Source organism: Nocardia sp. CDC160, from assembly GCF_035818795.1.
Lineage (GTDB): Bacteria > Actinomycetota > Actinomycetes > Mycobacteriales > Mycobacteriaceae > Nocardia.
Genome location: NZ_JAYKYT010000004.1, coordinates 1,137,601 through 1,155,849, shown reverse-complemented (window position 1 = coordinate 1,155,849; position 18,249 = coordinate 1,137,601). Strand labels below are relative to the sequence as shown.

Sequence of the window (18,249 nt, the reverse complement as noted above, 5' to 3'; positions counted from 1 at the left end):
GAGGGCCGTTGATCATCTTGGCGTGCGGCGCACGGATTGTCATGTCCGAGAACGCAATCCCGCTGCGGTGGCGAGAAATGTCAATGGTTCGTCCGATAGGGCTCCGAGTCACGCCGTTGACTTATGCAGGTAAATGCCTGCATAATTTTGACGTGCCATCCGAACCCGATATGGACGCGGTTTTCAAGGCCCTGGCCGACGGCACCCGCCGCCTACTGCTCGACAGGTTGCGGGAGCAGAACGGTCAGACCCTGCGCGAGCTGTGTGAACGCGTCGACATGGCCCGGCAGTCCGTGACCCAGCACCTCGACATTCTCGAGAAGGCGGGGCTGGTGACCGTGCTGCGGCGCGGTCGCGAGCGGGTGCACTACATCAATCCGACACCGATTCACGACATCGAACAGCGCTGGATCTCCGTCTTCGATCGCCCCCGGCTGGATGTCCTGCGTGCCATCAAAGACCGAGCAGAGGAGTACGCCATGACCGCCACCACGATCCCGAACTATGTCTACGTCACCTACATCCACGCCACCGCCGAGCAGGTGTGGAAGGCGCTCACCGACGCCGATCTCACCGCGCAGTACTGGGGTCATGAGAACATCTCGGACTGGCAGGTGGGCTCGCCCTGGGAGCACCGGCGGGCCGACGGTTCCGGCAAGGTCGATGTGGTCGGCAAGATCCTCGAATCCGATCCGCCCACCAAGCTGGTGCTGACCTTCGAGGATTCGCCCGAGGAGGATCGCTCGCCGTCGGTGGTGACCTTCCTGGTCGAGCCGCACCAGGACATCGTGCGGCTCACCGTCACCCACGAGAACCTGCCCAATGAGGAAATGCTGCAGGGTATTTCGAGCGGTTGGCCAGCCGTGCTGGCCAACCTCAAGTCCCTGCTGGAAACCGGCAAGGCCCTGCCGCAGCAGCCCTGGGAGATGTAACCGAAACTAGCGCGGGGCTGTACCCGATTCAGCGCGGTGCCATGCGGATCGCGCCGTCCAGCCGGATGACCTCACCGTTGAGCATCGGGTTCTCGACAATGTGGCGGACCAGGGCCGCGTACTCGGCCGGGTCGCCCAGGCGCGACGGGTGCGGGACCTGCGCGCCCAGTGCGTCGATGGCCTGCTGCGGCAGGGTCGCGAACAGCGGGGTGTGGAACAGGCCCGGCGCGATGGTCATCACGCGAATCTTGTACGACGCCAGGTCGCGGGCGACCGGGAGGGTCAGGCCGACGATACCGCCCTTGGAGGCGGAGTAGGCGGCCTGGCCGATCTGGCCGTCGTAGGCGGCGACCGACGCGGTGTTGACGATGACGCCGCGCTCGCCGTCGGCCTCCTCGACCGTCGAGATGCGCTCGGCGGCCAGGCGGATCACATTGAACGTTCCGATCAGGTTAACGTTGATGATCTTGGTGAAGGCGTCCAGCGGGAACGCGCCCTGCTTGCCGACCGTCTTGATGGCATTGCCGATTCCCGCGCAGTTCACCGCGATTCGCAGCGTCCCGAGCGCCTGGGCGGCGTCCAGCGCGGCGCTCACATCCGCTTCGCTGGTCACGTCGCCGGGCGAGAACACCACGCGCTCACCGAGTTCCTCGGCGATGGCCTTGCCGTCGGACGAGGGAAGATCGAGGATAACGACCTTTGCACCTGCCGCGTGCAGTTCGCGCACGGTGGCCAGGCCCAGCCCGGAAGCGCCACCGGTCACGACCGCGGCGATGTCAGCTGTCTTCACAAAACCTCCAAAATTCTTGGTCTTGTTAATGTAGATTCTGGGCGGGACCGAGGGAAGACCACCCTGTCGGCGTGGCGTTCACGCGATGGCGCGAGTCTTGCTACTCGCACGCGCGCGCGGATTCAAGGGTGTGTCGCGCGGCGCGTCGTGTCGTTGGAATCCTGTTCATGCGAGAGAATTTCCGATCGGGACCGTTCCGACGGGCCTCGCAGAGACCGACGACAACACACCGTCAGCCACGACCGACCGCCGAGAGGGTCAGACGATGCCGAGCGACGTGCCCGTAGCGGGAATGTTGAAGTCGTACAAAAAAGTCTCGCGCTGGTACCCGGCCCTCGACCCGGCCAGCCAGGCCCCCGTGCTCGAACAGCCCGACGGTGACGCGGTTTTCGACGACGGGCAGGGCCCGGCCCGCTTCCCGCACTACATCCAGGACGCCGAACCCGAGGACGAGATCCCGCCGATCCCGGAATCGGTGCTGCGCCGCAATCACTTCGACGGCGCCTGGTCGGATTGGATGACCGGGCGGACGGAGACCGATTCCCACACACCGCCGCCGCGTTACCGCGGCAGCGCGGTCGTCGAATTTCCTTCCGACACCGCCGAAACCGCCGCACCGGCCACCGATCGGGCGTCACAGTTGTTGGACGCGGTGTCCGACGAGGTCTCCACCCGGCCCCAACCCGGCCGGGCCCGACGGCTTTTCGGCCTGGGCTTCTTAATTGTTGCCATTGTTTTGCTAGCCATCGTCGGTGGAGTTGCCCTATATGTGCTGAATTCTCATGGCGGCACTGCGCAATCCATCGGCACACCCGCGGCCGGTCCCGGTTCCGGCCCGATCGCCGTCGTGGCGGCGTACAACGAAATGACGGCCTTCGCGATCGTCGGCGACCATGGACCCGCCGCCAGCGTACCGGCCGGATAACGAGGAGAGCGGAGACAATGGATCAGGACTGGAGCCGCTGGCTCGACGAAAAGCCCGAAGCGGGCGAATCGACGGGCCGTGCCGCGCGTTCCAAGGCTCCGGTAGTGCGCTTGCGCAAGCGTCGCGGCGACGGTGGTGACGAGGGTCCCGCGATTCGCCCGATCCTGGTGGTGGGCGGCTGCGGCGGCGCGGGCACCACCACCACGGCACTGGGCATCGCGGGGGAGATGGCCGCCGCCGGTGATCGCACCGTGGCCGTGGACGGCACCTTCGCGGGCAGCGACCTCGCGCTGCGCGGCGCCGACGAGCACCTGAGCCCGATCAGCCTGCAGGCCTGGCTGTATGGCCGCGGCGACGACGAGGCCGCCCCGCTCAAGGAATGCCTCTCGCGCGCGACCTCCGGAATTGGCCTGCTGTGGCGCGATCCCGCGCCGCTGCGCCGCCGCGCCACCTATCTCACCGTGGCCCGCGCGCTCGGCGAGACCGGCTACACCCCGGTCTACGACGGCGGCAGCCCGATCGCCTCGCGGCATCTGCGCCCGCTGCTCGAGGACGCCGATATCGCGCTGGTGCTGGCGATTCCGGCGCGCGTGGACGCCGCCAACCGGTTGCGGGTCACCCTGGAGTGGCTCGACGACCAGTTCGGTCAGGGCGAGGGTCAGGGCGACGGGATCGTCGGCGACACCACGATTGTCGTGTCACATCAGTTGCCGGGCAGCGATTCTCGTATCGCTGATCATTTGCGGGAGCATTTGGACGGCTGGGTGCGCGAAATCGTCGAGATACCCTATGACCCACACCTCGCGCGTGGAGAGCTGGTGCGGCACAGCAACCTGGCCGCCGAGACACGCCGCGCGTATCGCCGCCTGCTTGCTGGAGTGGCATCATGACCGCAGCCATGACCGAACGTCGATCCGCCCGGAAGAACAGCCCAGGGGCCGCCATGGCGGCCGGAGTGGTGCCACCGCCCGAATCCCGTCGCGCACCCATCTGGGACCGACCCGTCCCCGGCGGCGGTCGCGCCCCGCTGGTGTGGCTGCTCGGCGTCCACGGCGGCGCGGGGGCGACCACGCTCTCGCATGTGCTTGCGCCCGCGGCGGATTCGTATCGACGCTGGCCGGGCGTGTTCGAGCGGGAATCCCCGTTCGTGGTGCTGGTGGCCCGCGAGACCATCGCCGGACTCACCCGCGCCCACGATCTGCTGCGCCAGCATCACGCCGGGCTCGCGGGCCCGAGCGAGGTGCTGGGGCTGATCACCGTGGCCGCGCGCCCGGGCCGCATCCCGGCCGAGATCCGCCGCTACCGCGATGTCGTCGGTTCGCTGGCGGGTCAGGTGTGGCAGCTGCCGTGGCACGAGGAATGGACGCTGGTGGAGCCCGATCAGCTGCCGGTGTGGTCGCCCGGCGATCCGCTGCCCCAGCAGCGCAAGCGCAAATCCGATCCCTTGGAGGAGATTACGCCCGATGTGCGGGAGCTCGGCTCCGGCATCGTGGCCGCGGTACAGGATGCTCTCGATGCCCCCCGCTCCGATGCCTCGGATTCGGAGGAGCGATCATGATCAATAATGGAATGTGTTGTGCGCAAACGGTTTCCCGGTTGATTGTCACTAGCAGTTCGCTTTTCGAGAAGGACAGACAATGAGCATGCTCCTCGCCGTACACGACGCGTACGGCCAGTTCCTCGCGCAGGTCGGGAATCCGACCCCGGAGGCGCCGCCCGCGTCGGACAAATTGCTGAAGCTGGTGCGGTACTTCACCTGGTTCGTTCTGTTGTCGGGAATCCTGGGCATCACCTACGCCGGTGGCCGGTTCGCCTGGGAGAAGTGGACAGGAGGCGGTTTGGAGTCGCCGAAGATGGTGGCCGGGGCCATGATCGGAGGAATCGTCGCCACGAGCGCGGGCACGATCATGAACGCAGTGATCACGTAATGTCCACGGCCGCGGTGGGACTGGACACTGTGCTTGCCTACAGGTTGGACACGGTCCTGGCCTACAAGCAGATGCCCGCGGATGTGCTGCGCCCGCTCATGCAGCTCATCGACTGGCTGCTGTGGTGCGTGCTGCTGTTCTGCCTGGCCTGGATGATCCTGGCCGCCGGACGGCTCTGGTACGCCTTCCGCGACGACCTGGCCGCCAACGATGCCACGCACGGGGTGGTGATGAGCCTGCTGGGCGCGATCATGGCGACCTCGGCCAGCGGCATCGCGCTGGCCCTGCTGCCGACCTGAGGGATACGAGCAGCTCCATTGTCCACCGGCACACAGATGTCCACTGGCACACACACTCTCGACACCGACACCGTGGAGGCGAAACGATGAGCGAGAAGGAGTCGCCCGAGCGCGACGGCGTCTCGTTCGGCGTCATCGCCTCGGCCGCCCTGGTCGCGGTGATCGTCATCGCGGGTCTGGTGGTCTATTTCGGGCACGGTTCGTCGAAACCGAGCGCGAAGAACTCGGGCACCGACCCCGTCACCACCACCGAGACCGGCGTCACCGGATTCGCCTCGCCCGAGGTGGATCTGTTCGGTCGCCGCGTCGACATCCCCAACAATTCGGCGGGACAGCCGCTGCCGCAGGACAATTCCAAGCAGCGCAAGGCCACCGACTCCGACTGGCTCACCGCCGCGCCCCAGGGCCTGACCGAACCGCACGGCTGGCAGCGCGTCTACGGCGCATCGGTGCCGTTCTCCACCTCCGACGGTCCGGCGCGGCTGGAAAACGGTCTGGCCGTGGGCTTTTCGCACACCCCGCAGGGCGCGGCACTGGCCGCGGCGCAGATCACCTACCGGCTCAATGCCCGCCCCGCCGACCGGGAACTGTACGTGCGGGAGGTGCGGGTGCCCGCCGAGCAGCTCACCGCCTACGACCAGGCGCTGGCCGACCAGCGGCTGCCGAAACAGCAGCCGGAGAAGGTGACCCGCTACCTGGTGGCCCCCGACGCCTTCCAGATCGAGAACTACGCCGACGATATGGCCATCGTGCGGCTGGCCGTGCGCGGGCCGGTGGTCGACAACAAACAGTGGTGGGCGGCCGTGCGTTTGATCATGGTGTGGGACGCGGGGGATTGGCGGCTCAAGCCGTCGAACTCCAAGAGCTCCCAGACCGAGAACGTGGATTCGCTGGCGGGGTGGACCCGATGGTGAACCGGAACTCTTCGAGAACACTGGCATCGCGACCCATCGAAAGGTGGACCACATGCTGAGGCGGCTAGTCACGATCTTCGCGGTCGTCTTCACCGTCATGATCGCCACACCGACGGTGGCCTACGGCCAGCAGTACGGTTTCGACCCGGCCTGCAACGAATTACACGACTCCCTCGACGGCCTCAGCGTGCCCGGCATCTCGCTCGGCGACGCCGCCTCGGCCGCGTGCAAGGCGGCCAATGTCGCCACCCATCCCGGCGACGCCGCGACCGCCGTGCGCGACAAGGCGTGGGACTCCACCTTCGGCAAGGTCGTCGACTCGCTCATGAACGGCCTCGGCGAGGCCTTGATCCTGGCCCTGACGTTCTGGATGAAACTGCCCAACGACAGGGTCAGCGACGCGGGAACGCTGTTCACGAAGATCAACGACTACACCTATCAAGCGCAGATACTCCTATTGATGGTGTCGGTGATCCTGACCGGACTCAAACTCGCGCAGGCGAGACGGGGAGCCGCGGTCAGTGAGGCCACCGATTCCTTCTGGATGTTCGCGCGCGTGGTGTTCAGCTCCTGGATGCTGGGCGCGGTGATCGTGGCCGCGACGCAGGCCTCGGACAAGTTCTCCGAGTGGATCATCAACGACTCCACCAATGGCAACGCCAAGGACATGGCCGAGCTGATGGTGAAAACCACCAAACTGCAAGCCTTCTCGCCGGGTCTCGTGCTGATCATCGCCATTGTCGGCCTGCTCGGCGCGCTGGCCCAGATCGTGCTGGCCATCGTGCGCCAGGGCATGCTCGTGGTGGCCGCGGGCGTGCTGCCGCTGGCGGCGGCCGGATCCGGTACCAGCATCGGGCGCAGCTCCTACAACAAGCTGATTCGCTGGATCATCGCCTTCATGCTCTACAAGCCGGTCGCCGCGATCGTCTACATGATCGCCTTCACCACTGCGGGCGCCACCGACGCCCGCACCGGCACCGTCAACCTGCCCGACGCCGACGAGGCCCAGCGCATGCTGGTCTCCATCGTGCTGCTCGGCAGTGTCGCCTTCGTGCTGCCCGCGCTCATGCGCCTGGCGACCGCGGGCGAGGTGGCCATAGTCGGTTCCGGCGGTTCGGGTTTGGCCGCCACCACCGGCACCCTGGTCGGCATCGCGGCGCTGGGCGCGGTCGGTTCGCGCGCGGTGGCGCCGCGCGCGGCGACCGGTGCGCCGGGCTACGCGGGCATGGGTCGCGGCGGTCGGCCGGGTCGGCCCGGACCGGGCGGGCCCGGTGGTGGCGGGGCGCCGCGCCCGGCACCCGTGCCCCGGCCGGGCGGCGGTGGAGGCGGTGGCGGTGCGGCCGCCGCCGCGAGTCCTGCCGCGCAAGGCGGAGGCGGCGCAGTACCGTCAGGCGCGTCCCGCGTGGCCACCCGTGTCGCCCAGGTCCGCGCCGCGACCGCCTCGCTCGGCAAGGCCGAGAACACGGCGGGCGACGTGGCCGGTGACCGCTGGGTCAACCGTTCACCCGACCTCGGCAGGAGCACCATTCCGCGATGACGATGACCGAAACCTACGAGCGCCGCTCGTACGGACTGTGGCAGAAGCCCCGCAGCGCAGGACTTTTCGGCCTGCGCTGGGGTGAGACCGTGGTCGGGTTCGCGGTCGTCATCACCGCCCTGCTGACGGCGCTGGCCGCCGGACCGAAACCGGCCGCCATCGTGGCGGGCATCGGCACGGTCGTGATGGTTCCCCTGGTGTGGCGCTCCGGCGGCCGCTCCGGCTACGAGAACGGATTGATGATGTTCCATTGGTTGCGCGGTCGTTCCAAGGGCGAGCACGTGTACCGGGGCGGACGCTTCTCGCGGATCCCGGGCGGCGTCACCCGGCTGCCCGGGCTGATGGCCCCGTCGCGGTTGTACGAGGGCATCGACGCGGGCGGCTACAGCTTCGGCATGATCCACCTACCTCAGTTCGCCCAGTACACAGTGGTTTTGCGGGCCTGGCCGCAGGGTCACGAGGCCGTCGACCAGCCGGTCATCGACCGCTGGGTCGGCGCGTGGGGCACCTTCCTGGCCTCGCTGGGCCAGACCTCCGACATCGTGGCCGTGGTGCCGGTCATCGACACCGTGCCCGAGACCGGAAACCGTTTGCTCACCGAGGTTTCCACCATCACCCGGCCCGACGCGCCGGATCTGGCGCAGCAGGTCATGTACGAGCTGGCCACCGAACTGCCGCAGGAGCGGGTGCAGCTGCTGCCGCGCGTGGCCATCACGTTCAAGGCCACCACCGCCGAGCGCCGCAAGAACCCGGCCGAGGAGGCCGTCGAGATCGGGCGGCGGCTGCCCGGCATCTGCGCGGCCCTGGCGGAGGCGGGAGTTCGCGCCCAGCCCATGGCCGCCGAGGAGATCATCTCCTTCATTCGCCGCAGCTACGATCCGGCCTCGCAGGCCGACCTCGAGGTGGCCGCGGGCGAACCCGGTGGGCACGGCCTGGATTGGGCCGACGCGGGCCCGGTCTCGCACGAGGAACGCTGGGACCACTTCATTCACGACGGCGGCCGCTCGGTGACCTGGGAGATGGACACCGCACCCGAGGGCGCGGTCGACGAGCGCGTGCTGCAGCGGCTGCTCGCGCCCAATCCCGAAGTGCCGCGCAAGCGCATCACCATCGTCTATCGCCCGCACTCCGCCGGTGACGCCGCGCAGATCGTGGACGACGACTACAAGAACGCCCTGGTGGCACAGCAATCCGAGCGCGGCGTCGTCTCCGCGGCGGCCACCCTGCGCGTGGGCGCGACCCAGCAGGCCCGCGAGGAACAGGCCCGCGGCCACGGCGTCACCCGCTTCGGCGCGCTGGTCACCATTACCGAACCGCTGCGCGGCGACCTGCCCCGCATCGAGGCCATCACCCGAGACCTCTCCACCCAGGCTCGTCTCAAGATCCGCCGCTGCTACCGCTACCAAGCGGCCGCGTTCGCGGCGTCCCTCGGCTGCGGGGTGATCCTCCCCGAACACGCCACCATTCCGAAAGCGCTTGCGGGGTAACCCACCATGCCACGTGACTACGATCCCTCGGTCCGCGACCGCGAAGCCGCCGCCACCCGGCGCGGCTCCCGCCGCGACCCGGAATCCGTCGACCGCCGCCGCCCCGAGCCGGAGCGCCGCGAGGAACCGCCGGAATCGTTCGTGCCCACGCCCTCCCGGGTCATGCGCGACGAGCACCGCCCCCGCCGCGGCACCCTCCCGGACCGCCGCCTGCTCCGCCGCGACACCCCGATCGACTACTCGGCCGAGTTCGCCGAGCCGGAGGTGACTGTCGAGCCTGTAGCAGCCGAGAGCGAGCCGGTGATCGCGACTCCGCGCGAGATCGCACTCCCGGAGATCGCGAGCCCGGTGGCCGAGGAGCCGATCGGTCCGGATCGTGGCGAACCGATGGTCGAGCCGGTCGCGCCCGAGAGCGAGCCGGTCGAAGAATCCGTGAGCAGGCCGACCAAGCGACGGCTCCCGGCCCTGCCGCCCCTCGAACCGAGCGGTGTCGTACCGGGATCGGGTACGGCGGAGCGCGAGGTCGAGTCGAGCCCAGCCGATCCCATGTCCGAAATGCCCGGTGCCGGGGAGGTTTCGACCGGTCGCGAACTCGCCGTGCACGAGGCGGATTCGGGTGACGCGCTGCGCGCCACCGCCTCCGGGGTGCTGAAGGAACCCGGTGCGCGCGGGGGCGCGGCGGATCGACGCGGTGGGCGGGATCGGGCACGCGGACCGGAGCGGGGCGAGCCGACCGACCGTCGGCGAGAACGGCCCCGGGCGGAAGGCGAAACCGGGCGGCCGCGGCGGAGCGAGGCCGAGCGAGAAGCGCGGCGCGGCAATGGATCCGACGGGCGGGCGCGGCCCACCGACCCGGATCGGGTGCATTTGGGCGGGCGTGCCGCAGCGCCGGGACGGGCTCGACCGGCCCGGCCCGAGGGCGACCCCGCCGGGCGTCCCAAGCGGAGCCGACCCGCACGCGCGGCGCGCCCGGACCGGGTGACCGAGCCCGCGCGGGCGCGGAAAGCCAAGCGTGACAAGGAAGCCGAGAAGGCCGAGCGGGCGGCGGCGGCCAAGCGGGCCGCGGCACGCAAGGCGGCGGCGAAGAAGAAGCAGCAGGGACCCAAGCTGCTCGACGACTCCACGCGGGCCAAGCTCGAGGTGACCGCGCGCGAAGGCAGCGGGATCAAGGCGGCGTGGGCCACCTTCCGGCTGCACACCGACGATCTGCGGCGGCGCAATTTCGCGGCGCGCGCCGAACGCATGCAGTACGGAAACTTCGACGAATTCGACCGCACCACAGCGCAACTCACCGATCGCGGATACGTCGGCCCGGGCGGCGGGCGCATGAACGTGGTCGGCCGCCCCGTCGAGTACCGCGCCACCACCGCGCAGGTCGCGGGCCTGTGGCCGTGGTCGGTCGGTGCGGGCGCGCCGCTGATCGGCACCCCGCTCGGCTCGCACCTGCACACCGGCGCACCGGTCTGCTTCGACCCGATGAACTGGTTCATGCGCGGGTCCTTCATCACCGCCCCGAGCCTTTTCGTGTTGGGCCTCAACGGTTTCGGCAAGTCCTCGCTGGTCCGTCGCATCGTGCTCGGCGGTGTGGCGCAGGGGATCACGCCGCTGGTGCTGGCCGACGTCAAGCCCGACTACCGCAAACTGGTGGAAATGGTCGGCGGCCAGGTCATCGATCTGGGTTACGGCTACGGCAAACTCAATCCGCTCGCCGCCGGTGTGCTGGGCTCGATCGTCCCGCTGCTGGGCGAGCTGCCCGAATTGCAGACGCAGGTCATGCAGGAGATGCGGGCCCGCCAGGTCACCCTCATCGCCGGTCTGGTGGAACTGGTGCGCGGGGCGCGGGTGCGCGACTTCGAGGAGACCCTCATCGCCACCGGCCTGCGCATCCTCTACCGCGAGGGCAGCGGCTTCACCCCGGATCAGCCGCCCATTATCGAGGACCTCCTGGAGGTGATCGTCGCGGGCGGCGACGAACTGCAACTCGATGCGGGCGCGGACAATCCGGAGGAGTACCACGAGGCCATCAAGGGGCTGCGCCGTTCGCTGCGCGCGCTCACCCAGGGTCCGTTCGGCGCGGTCTTCAACGGCCACACCACGACTCCGATCGACACCAACTCCACCGCCGTCTGCATCGACGTCTCCCACATCCCCACCGGCGACAAGAAACTCAAGGCCGCCGTCATGTTGGCCTGCTGGGCCGACGGTTTCGCCTCCGTCGAGGCCGCGCACGTGCTGGCCGACGCGGGCATGGGCCCGCAGCGCTACTTCCAGGTCGTCATGGACGAGCTGTGGCAGGTGCTGGGATTGGGCGACTTCATGGTCGACCGCGTCGACGAGCTCACTCGTCTGCAGCGCGGCATCGCCACCTCGCTCATCATGATCAGCCACACCATCAAGGACCTGCAGGCGCTGGGTTCCGAGGCCGCCATCGCCAAGGCGCTCGGCTTTCTGGAACGCGCCCGCGCCAAGATCTTCGGCGCGCTCCCGGCCGAGGAGATCGCGCGCCTGGATTCCACCGTGCCCTTCACCTCCGCCGAGGAGGAGATGGTGACCAGCTGGTCCGCGCCGCAGGCCCTCACCGGCGAGGCGCTCAAGCCGGGCCAGACCCGGCCGCCCGCGCCCGGCACCGGCAAGTTCCTGCTCAAGATCGGCGAGGACCGCAGGCCCGGAATCCCGTTCCACATGGAGTTCACGCTCTCCGAACGCGAGAGCGGAATCCACGACACCAACCAGCGTTTCAGCGAATTCACCGAGACCACCGCGAGCCGCGGCTCGGATGAAGGGAGCGCCGCATGATGCCGCACCGGTCGTATCGAAGAGTGTCGCCGGAGGTCAGACAGGCCGCCGTGGAACAGGTCATCGCACTCACGGGCAAACTGCGCTCGGAGTCGGAGGCCTGCCGGGTGGTCGCCGAACAGATCGGCGTGCACACCAATTCGGTACGCAACTGGGTGCGGGCGGCGGAGAGCCCCGGCCTGGAACGCATGGACGCCATCGCCTTGCGCCGCAAGGTCGCCCTGCTGCAGCAACAGCTGGCGGCCGCCGCGGAGATGAACCGCACGCTGGTGGAGACCCTCCACGAAGCCAAGCGAGGCACATGAGCCGCGTGAGCGCGCGTCGGCGACTAGCCTGGAAGGGAGGTCCTTCGCAGGTGGTGATGGTTGTGCTGAGCGTCGCGATGCTGGCCGCGGGTTGTGGCGGCGGATCGACCAGCGGCGGCGGCTCGAACAAGACCGCCGCGCAACCACCCACGTCCACCACCCGGCTGCTGGAGCAAGCCCCCGCACCCGACCCCACCACCCCCGACGGCGTGGCGGTCACCGCACTGCAGCAGATCTACACCTGGTACCCGGCCACCGAATCCGAGGGCGACGCCTTGAAGCGCGCCCGAAAGTGGCTCGGGCCCAGCCTGGTCCGCACCCTGGACAACCAGTCCGTCAGCGTGGAGACGCCGAGACCGACCCTGCGCTGGAGCGAGTGGGCCAAGGCGGGTGCGCACGTGGAGGCGTTCGCGTTCGCGTCCGGGGAGAAGGCCCCGGCGGGCACGGACCCGAACCGGCAGCAGTACAAGATCGGCATCGAGCAGACGGTCGTGTACCCGGACGGCAAGCGCGAGGCGCTGCCCCCGGCCACGGTCGTCGCCACCGTCGTGCGCGGCACCGCGGGTGGTTGGTTGCTGGACGAATTTCGTTGAGCGATAACGACATACAGGTCATCCCAGGAGGTTAGAGATGGCGAAAGCACCGGTGAAGGACCCGGCCGACCCGGGTCCGGACCGCACACTGCAGCTCATCTACGTGGGTTTCGCGATCTTCGGAACCCTGTGGGTGGCCGTTCACGTGGGCAATCTGCTGTCCACCCCGCGGCAGAACGTCCCGATCAACCCGATCGCCATCGCCGTCAATCTGGCGAAGGGCAAGCTGCACTGGCCCGGCGCGGCGACCGCCATCGTCGTCATCATCATCGTGGGCGCGCTGGCCTGGCAGCTGTTCAAGCGGCGACAGAAGACGGTGGCGAGCAAGGGCCGACTGCCCATCGACGACAAGGCCGACTACATGGGCAGCGGCGGCGCCATCAAGGCGCTGACGCTGGCCGGTGTCCGTGACAAGGCCGGGCAGATCGGGGTGCCGCTGGACAAGAACCATCCGGGCGGGCCGATCATCCCGGGCTCGCTCATGCGGCCGGGTGACCCGCTGGTGCCGGGCATTCCGATCGGGGTCTCGGTGGCCGACGGCGAAATGCTGTACGGCTCCTACGAAGATCTCCAGGTCGACATCTGGGGTCCGCGGCAGGGCAAGACGACCTCCCGCGTCATCCCGGCCGTGCTCGCGGCCATCGGCCCGGTGCTGGTGACCTCCAACAAGCGCGACGTCGTGGACGCCACGCGAGATGTGCGCCGCGACAAGGGCAGTCCGGTGTTCGTCTTCGATCCGCAAGGCGTGGCCGCGGATTCGAACGACCTCATGCATCAGCAGGAACCGGCCTGGTACTGGGATCCGCTGGCCTGGGTCGACGTGTACGCGCCCGGATGCGAAACGCGCGCACTGCAATTGGCGGGCCACTTCTCCGACGCCGAGGGCAGCCCGTCGGTCGGCCAGGGCGCCGACTCCTACTTCGACCCCGAGGCCGAGGACCTGCTGGCCGCGCTGTTCCTGGCCGCCGGATTCGTCGGCCGACCCATCACCCAGGTCTGGGAGTGGGTCAACAACCCGATGGATCACGAGCCCATCAATATCCTGCGCGAGCAGGGAATGCATTACATGGCACCGAGTCTCGTGGGCCAGTACAACCTCGACGTCAAAACCCGCGACGGCATCTTCGGCGCGGCCAAGGCCATGATCCGCTGCCTCAAGCTGACCCACATCATTCCGTGGGTGGTGCCGGGCGGAAACCGCGTGCCCTTCGACGAACTCGACTTCATCGAGCGCAACGGCACGCTGTACTCGCTCTCCCTCGAGGGCCGCGGTTCGGCCGCACCGCTGGTCAGCGCGCTCACCGACGCGGTCATCGACGTCGCGGTGCGCAAGGCCATGCGCTCGCCCGGCGGCCGCCTGCCGGTGCCACTGCTGGCCGCCCTCGACGAGGCCGCCAATGTGGTGCGTTGGAAGGACCTGCCGAAGAACTACAGCCACTTCGGATCTCGCGGCATCGTCGTCATGACGGTGCTGCAGTCCTGGGCCCAGGGCGCGCGCTGCTGGGGGCCCGACGGTATGGAAGCGCTCTGGGGCGCGGCCAATATCAAGGTCCTCGGCAGCGGCATCGACGACATGAATTTCCTGCAACAGCGCTCCGAGGCCATCGGCGACTACGACAGCATCGCCCAGTCGGTCTCGGAATCCAGTAGCGGCAAGAGCTATTCGCGCTCGCTCAGCTCGTCGAAGACCCTCAACGCGCACGCCCTGGCCACGCTCCCGCGCGGTCGGGCCATCCTGTTCTCCTCGGGCACCCCGGCCGTGCTGTTGCGCACGATCCCGTGGTGGGAGGGTGAGCACGCGAGCGCGGTCGCCAATTCCATCAAGGCGCACGACCCGCATCCCCGCAAGACCGAAATCGCCGATCTGATCAGCTCGCCGCTGCTGATCAAGGAGGCCCAACCCGACGCCGCGTCACCCAAGGAGGTCCGACCGCTGTGAGCGAAGAGCAGCCAACACCCATGGTCTACGCGAGCGTGGTCGAGTTCGTCGAGAACTACCTATCGCTCGTGTACCGCCGCCAGGTGACCGATATCAGCGACACCGTGTGGTGCCCCGAATGGTGGAAGCACGCCGAGGCCGTCGCGCGATTGGACGCCATGTGGCGGGCGTGGGAGCACTATCGACACGACGGCAAAACCGGACTGAGCATTTGGTTTCTCGACCACGCCGACCCGCACATGGCCAAGCTGTTCGACCCCAAGGGGCCGTTCAAATACTGCAGTGTGCGCAACGGGCACAAGGACATGCTGACGCCGTTACCGCTGAAATCGCCGCAGCAGGGACTGTTCAGCAATCCGGCGCTGGGGGAGTTCCCGCTCTAGAAACGAGGGTGGCGTATCGCTTCGCGATCCGCCACCCTCGTGCTCAATGCTGTTGCTGCTCAGACTCGTTCGCGTGACCGAGTCCGCTCCCGTTCCCGCTCGCGCTCCCGGGCTTCCTGCTCCCGGACGCGACGCTGGGCCGCCTCCTGCTCGCGAATGCGTACCGCGTCCTGTGCCGACTGCGCCTGGCCGACTTCCATCAGCATGCGCACCGATTGCAGTTCGGGCGAGATGCCCATCCGCGAAAGATGTTGTGCCAGAGCCGTTCGACGCTCCACCGAGTCGTACCTCATGGAGTTCCGACTCGCCTGCTGGGCGGCCATGCGCGTGGCTTCGGCCGCGGCGGCGAATCGATCCTTTTCCAGTGATACGCCCCGATCCATGGTCGGGCGCTCCAGGATTCGTGAAAGCTCCCGGTTACGCGGGTCGCGCGCCTTGGCGTCGGCGGCCTCGCGGAGCCGACGCTCGCGAGCCTCCTTCTGCCGGGCCTCGGTGACCCTGACGCGTGCTTCCGCTTCCTTCTGGCCACGCTCCCGGGTGCGCAGCGCGACAAGTGTCGCGAGCTGCAACATTTGCCTCATCATCGCCGCTGTTTCGCGGCCGATGTCGTCGAGTTCCTCGGCCATTGCCTGCTCCCCGATGCTGCAGTGTGATCACTATGGATGGTGGTGGTGCTTCGTCATGGACATCGCCATCCGGACGGTGGTCGCGTATAGCCATGTCCCGCCTGCAAACGTGGACACCGGGAGAACGTAAGCGTGGGTGCGGCCCGTAGTGGGGGTTACCCGGTGGGCTTTACTACGCCTTGGTACTCCGTTCTACGAGGTTACCAGCGAAAACTTCGAAACCGCCGTACGCGTGCGTCGCGATCCAGCATATATCGCACATTTCCGGCGTGAAGCGGAAAACTCAGGATTTTCTTTGGTTAGGGAACCCTTAATCGGTACGTTCAACGGGACCTTCCCGAGACCTTCGCCGGACCCGATCGGAAAAGCATCGGGCCCGGCGCATGATACGCCGGGCCCGAAAAACCGTGCTGGTCAGTTGATTTGGACCGATTGGATGGTGACATCCGCCGCGGGCTTGCCGTCCTGGCCGCCGCCCTGGACGCCCGCCTTGGCGACCTTGTCCAGCGTGGCCAGGCCGTTGTCGTCCACGGTGCCGAAGATGGTGTACTGCGGCGGCAGCTGGGAATCGCCGTAGACCAGGAAGAACTGGGAGCCATTGGTGCCCGGACCGGCATTGGCCATGGCCAGCACGCCGCGCTTGTACGCCACCGGGTACTGGGCGGCCTGATCGTTCGCGTCGTACTGATCGGTCGGGTACTCGTTGTCGAATTCGTAGCCCGGGCCGCCCATTCCGCTGCCGGTCGGGTCGCCGCACTGCAGCACCTGCAGGCCCTTGCCCGTGGTGATGCGGTGGCAGGAGGTGTTGTCGAAGAATTTCTGCTTGGCCAGCGACTCGAAACTATTGACCGTACAGGGGGATTCACCCGGATTCAGGGTCATGGTGATCGGGCCCTGGCTGGTGTCCATGGTGGCCTTCACCTCGCCCGTGGTCGAGATGTTCGCCGTGCCGGGGGCATTCACCGGCTTGTCGGCGGGCTTCTGCGAGGGGCGGTAGTCACAGCTCACCGACGCGGGCTTGGCCTTCGCCGCGGGCGGGGGAGCCGCGGTCAGCGAGGCGTCGGGGGTCTCGGAGGCCTTCGCGCTGGTGGAGTTGTCGTCGCCCTTGGTCAGGAAGTAGATGCCGACACCGGCCGCCACCGCGACCACGACGCCCAGGGCCGATGCCGCGATGGTGAGTTGCTTGCGCTTGCGCGCCCGCGTGGCCCGATTGGCGAGTTGACGCTCCAGCTTGCGTTTCGCCGCAGCGCGTCGCTGTTCATTGCTCGGCACTAACTGTCCCTCCGTGAACGGTCGGTGATGTCCTACAGACTGCGGCCGTCAGCCCAGCGGCCGCGGCAGACATTACCTGCATTGGCTGAGAAAAACCTACATATGCCCGGGGTCCGTGGTAGCGGAGTCGGTAACCGGTTGGACTTGGCGGACGGGCATCGTGGAAACTTGTTCCTCGTGACCAAGACCAGCAGCTTCAGTGCCCCGAGGGGGGTCCCCGACTATCTGCCACCCGTCTCCGCGGAGTTCGTCGCCGTCCGCGACGGCCTGGTGGAGACCGCGCGACTGGCCGGATACGGGCATATCGAACTGCCGGTTTTCGAGGAAACCGCGCTGTTCGCGCGGGGTGTGGGCGAATCCACCGACGTGGTGTCCAAGGAGATGTGGACCTTCGCCGACCGCAATGGCGAGAGCTTCACCCTGCGGCCCGAGGGCACGGCCGGTGTCATGCGCGCGGTCATCGAACACAGCCTCGACCGGGGGCAACTGCCGGTCAAGCTGTGCTACGCGGGGCCGTTCTTCCGGTACGAGCGCCCGCAGAAGGGTCGCTACCGGCAGTTGCAGCAGGTTGGCATCGAGGCCATCGGCATCGACGATCCGGCGCTGGACGCCGAGGTGATCGCCGTCGCAGACCGGGGGTTCCGGGGGCTCGGGCTGGACGGGTTCCGGCTCGAGATCACCTCGCTCGGTGACGAGACCTGCCGCCCGCAGTATCGGGAACTGTTGCAGGACTTCCTGTTCAAGCTGCCCCTCGACGAGGAGACCAAGCGCCGGGCGCAGATCAACCCGCTGCGCGTGCTCGACGACAAGCGGCCCGAGGTCAAGGAGATGACCGCGGACGCGCCGCTCATGATCGACCACCTCTCCGAGTCGGCCAAGGCGCACTTCGAGCAGGTGCTCGGGCACCTCGACGCCATGGGCATTCCTTATGTAGTGAATCCGCGCATGGTGCGCGGGCTCGACTACTACACCAAGACCACCTTCGAATTCGTGCACGACGGGCTGGGCGCGCAGTCCGGCATCGGCGGCGGCGGGCGCTACGACGGGCTCATGGCCGAACTCGGCGGGCAGCCGCTGTCGGGCATCGGCTTCGGCCTCGGCGTCGACCGCACCGTGCTGGCGCTCGAGGCCGAGGGCAAGTCCGCGGTCACGGTGCCGCGCATCCAGGTTTTCGGCGTGCCCCTCGGGGACGTGGCCAAGCAGCGCCTGGTCGTCATCGCCGCCGAACTGCGCAAGGCGGGCATTCGCACCGACCTCGCCTACGGCGGGCGCGGGATGAAGGGCGCGATGAAGGCCGCCGACAAGTCCGGCGCGAGCCTGGCCCTGGTCCTCGGCGACCGCGAAGTCGCCGAAGGGCAGATCGGGCTCAAGGACCTGACCACCGGCGAGCAGAAGCAGATTCCCCTGGACGAGGCCGTCGCACAGGTCGCCGCCGCCCTTGCGGGGCAACAGGATTGACAGACCGGCCGGGCCCGGGCAGTCGACCGCTGTCCGGGCCCGGTGCATGTCGACGGCCGTGCGCT

The 18,249-nt window shown here is 68.2% G+C and carries 18 protein-coding genes; 15 read left to right on the top strand and 3 right to left on the bottom strand.

What is annotated here, in order from left to right; translation table 11 throughout:
* Positions 1–170: 170 nt before the first annotated feature.
* On the top strand, positions 171–932 hold the full coding sequence (locus VMT40_RS26725) for an ArsR/SmtB family transcription factor (protein ID WP_326361761.1): 762 nt from the start codon (positions 171–173) through the stop codon (positions 930–932).
* 28 nt (positions 933–960) lie between these two features.
* On the opposite strand, the gene VMT40_RS26720 is transcribed toward VMT40_RS26725, so the two are convergent.
* Complete coding sequence (locus VMT40_RS26720) at positions 961–1,722, bottom strand: 3-hydroxyacyl-CoA dehydrogenase (RefSeq protein WP_326361533.1); 762 nt, start codon at positions 1,720–1,722, stop codon at positions 961–963.
* Between the two features lie 265 nt (positions 1,723–1,987).
* Between VMT40_RS26720 and VMT40_RS26715 the strand changes: the two genes are divergently transcribed.
* The 13 genes from VMT40_RS26715 (at position 1,988) to VMT40_RS26655 (ending at position 14,828) form a co-directional block, all read left to right on the top strand.
* Positions 1,988–2,647, top strand: a complete 660-nt coding sequence (locus VMT40_RS26715) for a hypothetical protein (protein ID WP_326361532.1) — start codon at positions 1,988–1,990, stop codon at positions 2,645–2,647.
* 17 nt (positions 2,648–2,664) lie between these two features.
* Entirely contained in the window at positions 2,665–3,537 is an 873-nt protein-coding gene (locus VMT40_RS26710) for a MinD/ParA family ATP-binding protein (RefSeq protein WP_326361531.1), read from the top strand.
* Positions 3,534–4,205, top strand: a complete 672-nt coding sequence (locus VMT40_RS26705) for a hypothetical protein (protein ID WP_326361530.1) — start codon at positions 3,534–3,536, stop codon at positions 4,203–4,205. The genes VMT40_RS26710 and VMT40_RS26705 overlap by 4 nt, the downstream gene beginning before the upstream one ends.
* A gap of 79 nt (positions 4,206–4,284) precedes the next feature.
* On the top strand, positions 4,285–4,575 hold the full coding sequence (locus VMT40_RS26700) for a hypothetical protein (RefSeq protein ID WP_326307929.1): 291 nt from the start codon (positions 4,285–4,287) through the stop codon (positions 4,573–4,575).
* Positions 4,575–4,874 carry a hypothetical protein gene (locus VMT40_RS26695; protein ID WP_326361529.1) on the top strand — a complete coding sequence of 100 codons (300 nt, stop codon included), beginning with the start codon at positions 4,575–4,577 and terminating at the stop codon, positions 4,872–4,874. Before VMT40_RS26700 ends, VMT40_RS26695 begins: the two co-directional genes overlap by 1 nt.
* Before the next feature lie 86 nt (positions 4,875–4,960).
* Positions 4,961–5,788, top strand: a complete 828-nt coding sequence (locus VMT40_RS26690; RefSeq protein WP_326361528.1) for a hypothetical protein — start codon at positions 4,961–4,963, stop codon at positions 5,786–5,788.
* Positions 5,789–5,840: 52 nt separating this feature from the next.
* Positions 5,841–7,325, top strand: a complete 1,485-nt coding sequence (locus VMT40_RS26685) for a hypothetical protein (RefSeq protein ID WP_326361527.1) — start codon at positions 5,841–5,843, stop codon at positions 7,323–7,325.
* Positions 7,322–8,812: an SCO6880 family protein gene (locus tag VMT40_RS26680; protein WP_326361526.1), complete on the top strand. Its 1,491-nt coding sequence runs from the start codon at positions 7,322–7,324 to the stop codon at positions 8,810–8,812. Before VMT40_RS26685 ends, VMT40_RS26680 begins: the two co-directional genes overlap by 4 nt.
* 6 nt (positions 8,813–8,818) lie before the next feature.
* Entirely contained in the window at positions 8,819–11,608 is a 2,790-nt protein-coding gene (locus VMT40_RS26675) for a hypothetical protein (protein ID WP_326361525.1), read from the top strand.
* Positions 11,605–11,913, top strand: a complete 309-nt coding sequence (locus VMT40_RS26670) for a transposase (protein WP_326307923.1) — start codon at positions 11,605–11,607, stop codon at positions 11,911–11,913. The genes VMT40_RS26675 and VMT40_RS26670 overlap by 4 nt, the downstream gene beginning before the upstream one ends.
* A 56-nt stretch (positions 11,914–11,969) precedes the next feature.
* On the top strand, positions 11,970–12,506 hold the full coding sequence (locus tag VMT40_RS26665) for a hypothetical protein (protein WP_326361760.1): 537 nt from the start codon (positions 11,970–11,972) through the stop codon (positions 12,504–12,506).
* A gap of 37 nt (positions 12,507–12,543) precedes the next feature.
* A complete protein-coding gene (locus VMT40_RS26660; protein WP_326361524.1) occupies positions 12,544–14,445 on the top strand; it encodes a type IV secretory system conjugative DNA transfer family protein in 1,902 nt (633 codons plus the stop codon).
* Positions 14,442–14,828, top strand: a complete 387-nt coding sequence (locus tag VMT40_RS26655; RefSeq protein WP_326307921.1) for a DUF4913 domain-containing protein — start codon at positions 14,442–14,444, stop codon at positions 14,826–14,828. The genes VMT40_RS26660 and VMT40_RS26655 overlap by 4 nt, the downstream gene beginning before the upstream one ends.
* Before the next feature lie 59 nt (positions 14,829–14,887).
* Here VMT40_RS26655 and VMT40_RS26650 read toward each other — a convergent pair whose 3' ends face one another.
* Together VMT40_RS26650 and VMT40_RS26645 are read right to left on the bottom strand one after the other, a co-directional pair.
* Positions 14,888–15,454 (bottom strand): hypothetical protein, encoded by a 567-nt coding sequence (locus tag VMT40_RS26650; protein WP_326361523.1) that lies wholly within the window; start codon positions 15,452–15,454, stop codon positions 14,888–14,890.
* A gap of 414 nt (positions 15,455–15,868) precedes the next feature.
* Complete coding sequence (locus tag VMT40_RS26645) at positions 15,869–16,726, bottom strand: peptidylprolyl isomerase (protein ID WP_326361522.1); 858 nt, start codon at positions 16,724–16,726, stop codon at positions 15,869–15,871.
* A 177-nt stretch (positions 16,727–16,903) separates the two neighbouring features.
* Between VMT40_RS26645 and hisS the strand changes: the two genes are divergently transcribed.
* Positions 16,904–18,184 (top strand): histidine--tRNA ligase, encoded by a 1,281-nt coding sequence (hisS, locus tag VMT40_RS26640; RefSeq protein WP_326361521.1) that lies wholly within the window; start codon positions 16,904–16,906, stop codon positions 18,182–18,184.
* Positions 18,185–18,249: the final 65 nt, after the last annotated feature.

What these genes read in the sequence shown, in the direction of transcription:
- VMT40_RS26725 (WP_326361761.1), top strand. Translation starts at nt 171, where the DNA reads ATGGACGCGGTTTTCAAGGCCCTGGCCGACGGCACCCGCCGCCTACTG.
- VMT40_RS26715 (WP_326361532.1), top strand. Translation starts at nt 1,988, where the DNA reads ATGCCGAGCGACGTGCCCGTAGCGGGAATGTTGAAGTCGTACAAAAAA.
- VMT40_RS26710 (WP_326361531.1), top strand. Translation starts at nt 2,665, where the DNA reads ATGGATCAGGACTGGAGCCGCTGGCTCGACGAAAAGCCCGAAGCGGGC.
- VMT40_RS26705 (WP_326361530.1), top strand. Translation starts at nt 3,534, where the DNA reads ATGACCGCAGCCATGACCGAACGTCGATCCGCCCGGAAGAACAGCCCA.
- VMT40_RS26700 (WP_326307929.1), top strand. Translation starts at nt 4,285, where the DNA reads ATGAGCATGCTCCTCGCCGTACACGACGCGTACGGCCAGTTCCTCGCG.
- VMT40_RS26695 (WP_326361529.1), top strand. Translation starts at nt 4,575, where the DNA reads ATGTCCACGGCCGCGGTGGGACTGGACACTGTGCTTGCCTACAGGTTG.
- VMT40_RS26690 (WP_326361528.1), top strand. Translation starts at nt 4,961, where the DNA reads ATGAGCGAGAAGGAGTCGCCCGAGCGCGACGGCGTCTCGTTCGGCGTC.
- VMT40_RS26685 (WP_326361527.1), top strand. Translation starts at nt 5,841, where the DNA reads ATGCTGAGGCGGCTAGTCACGATCTTCGCGGTCGTCTTCACCGTCATG.
- VMT40_RS26680 (WP_326361526.1), top strand. Translation starts at nt 7,322, where the DNA reads ATGACGATGACCGAAACCTACGAGCGCCGCTCGTACGGACTGTGGCAG.
- VMT40_RS26675 (WP_326361525.1), top strand. Translation starts at nt 8,819, where the DNA reads ATGCCACGTGACTACGATCCCTCGGTCCGCGACCGCGAAGCCGCCGCC.
- VMT40_RS26670 (WP_326307923.1), top strand. Translation starts at nt 11,605, where the DNA reads ATGATGCCGCACCGGTCGTATCGAAGAGTGTCGCCGGAGGTCAGACAG.
- VMT40_RS26665 (WP_326361760.1), top strand. Translation starts at nt 11,970, where the DNA reads ATGGTTGTGCTGAGCGTCGCGATGCTGGCCGCGGGTTGTGGCGGCGGA.
- VMT40_RS26660 (WP_326361524.1), top strand. Translation starts at nt 12,544, where the DNA reads ATGGCGAAAGCACCGGTGAAGGACCCGGCCGACCCGGGTCCGGACCGC.
- VMT40_RS26650 (WP_326361523.1), bottom strand. Translation starts at nt 15,454, where the DNA reads ATGGCCGAGGAACTCGACGACATCGGCCGCGAAACAGCGGCGATGATG.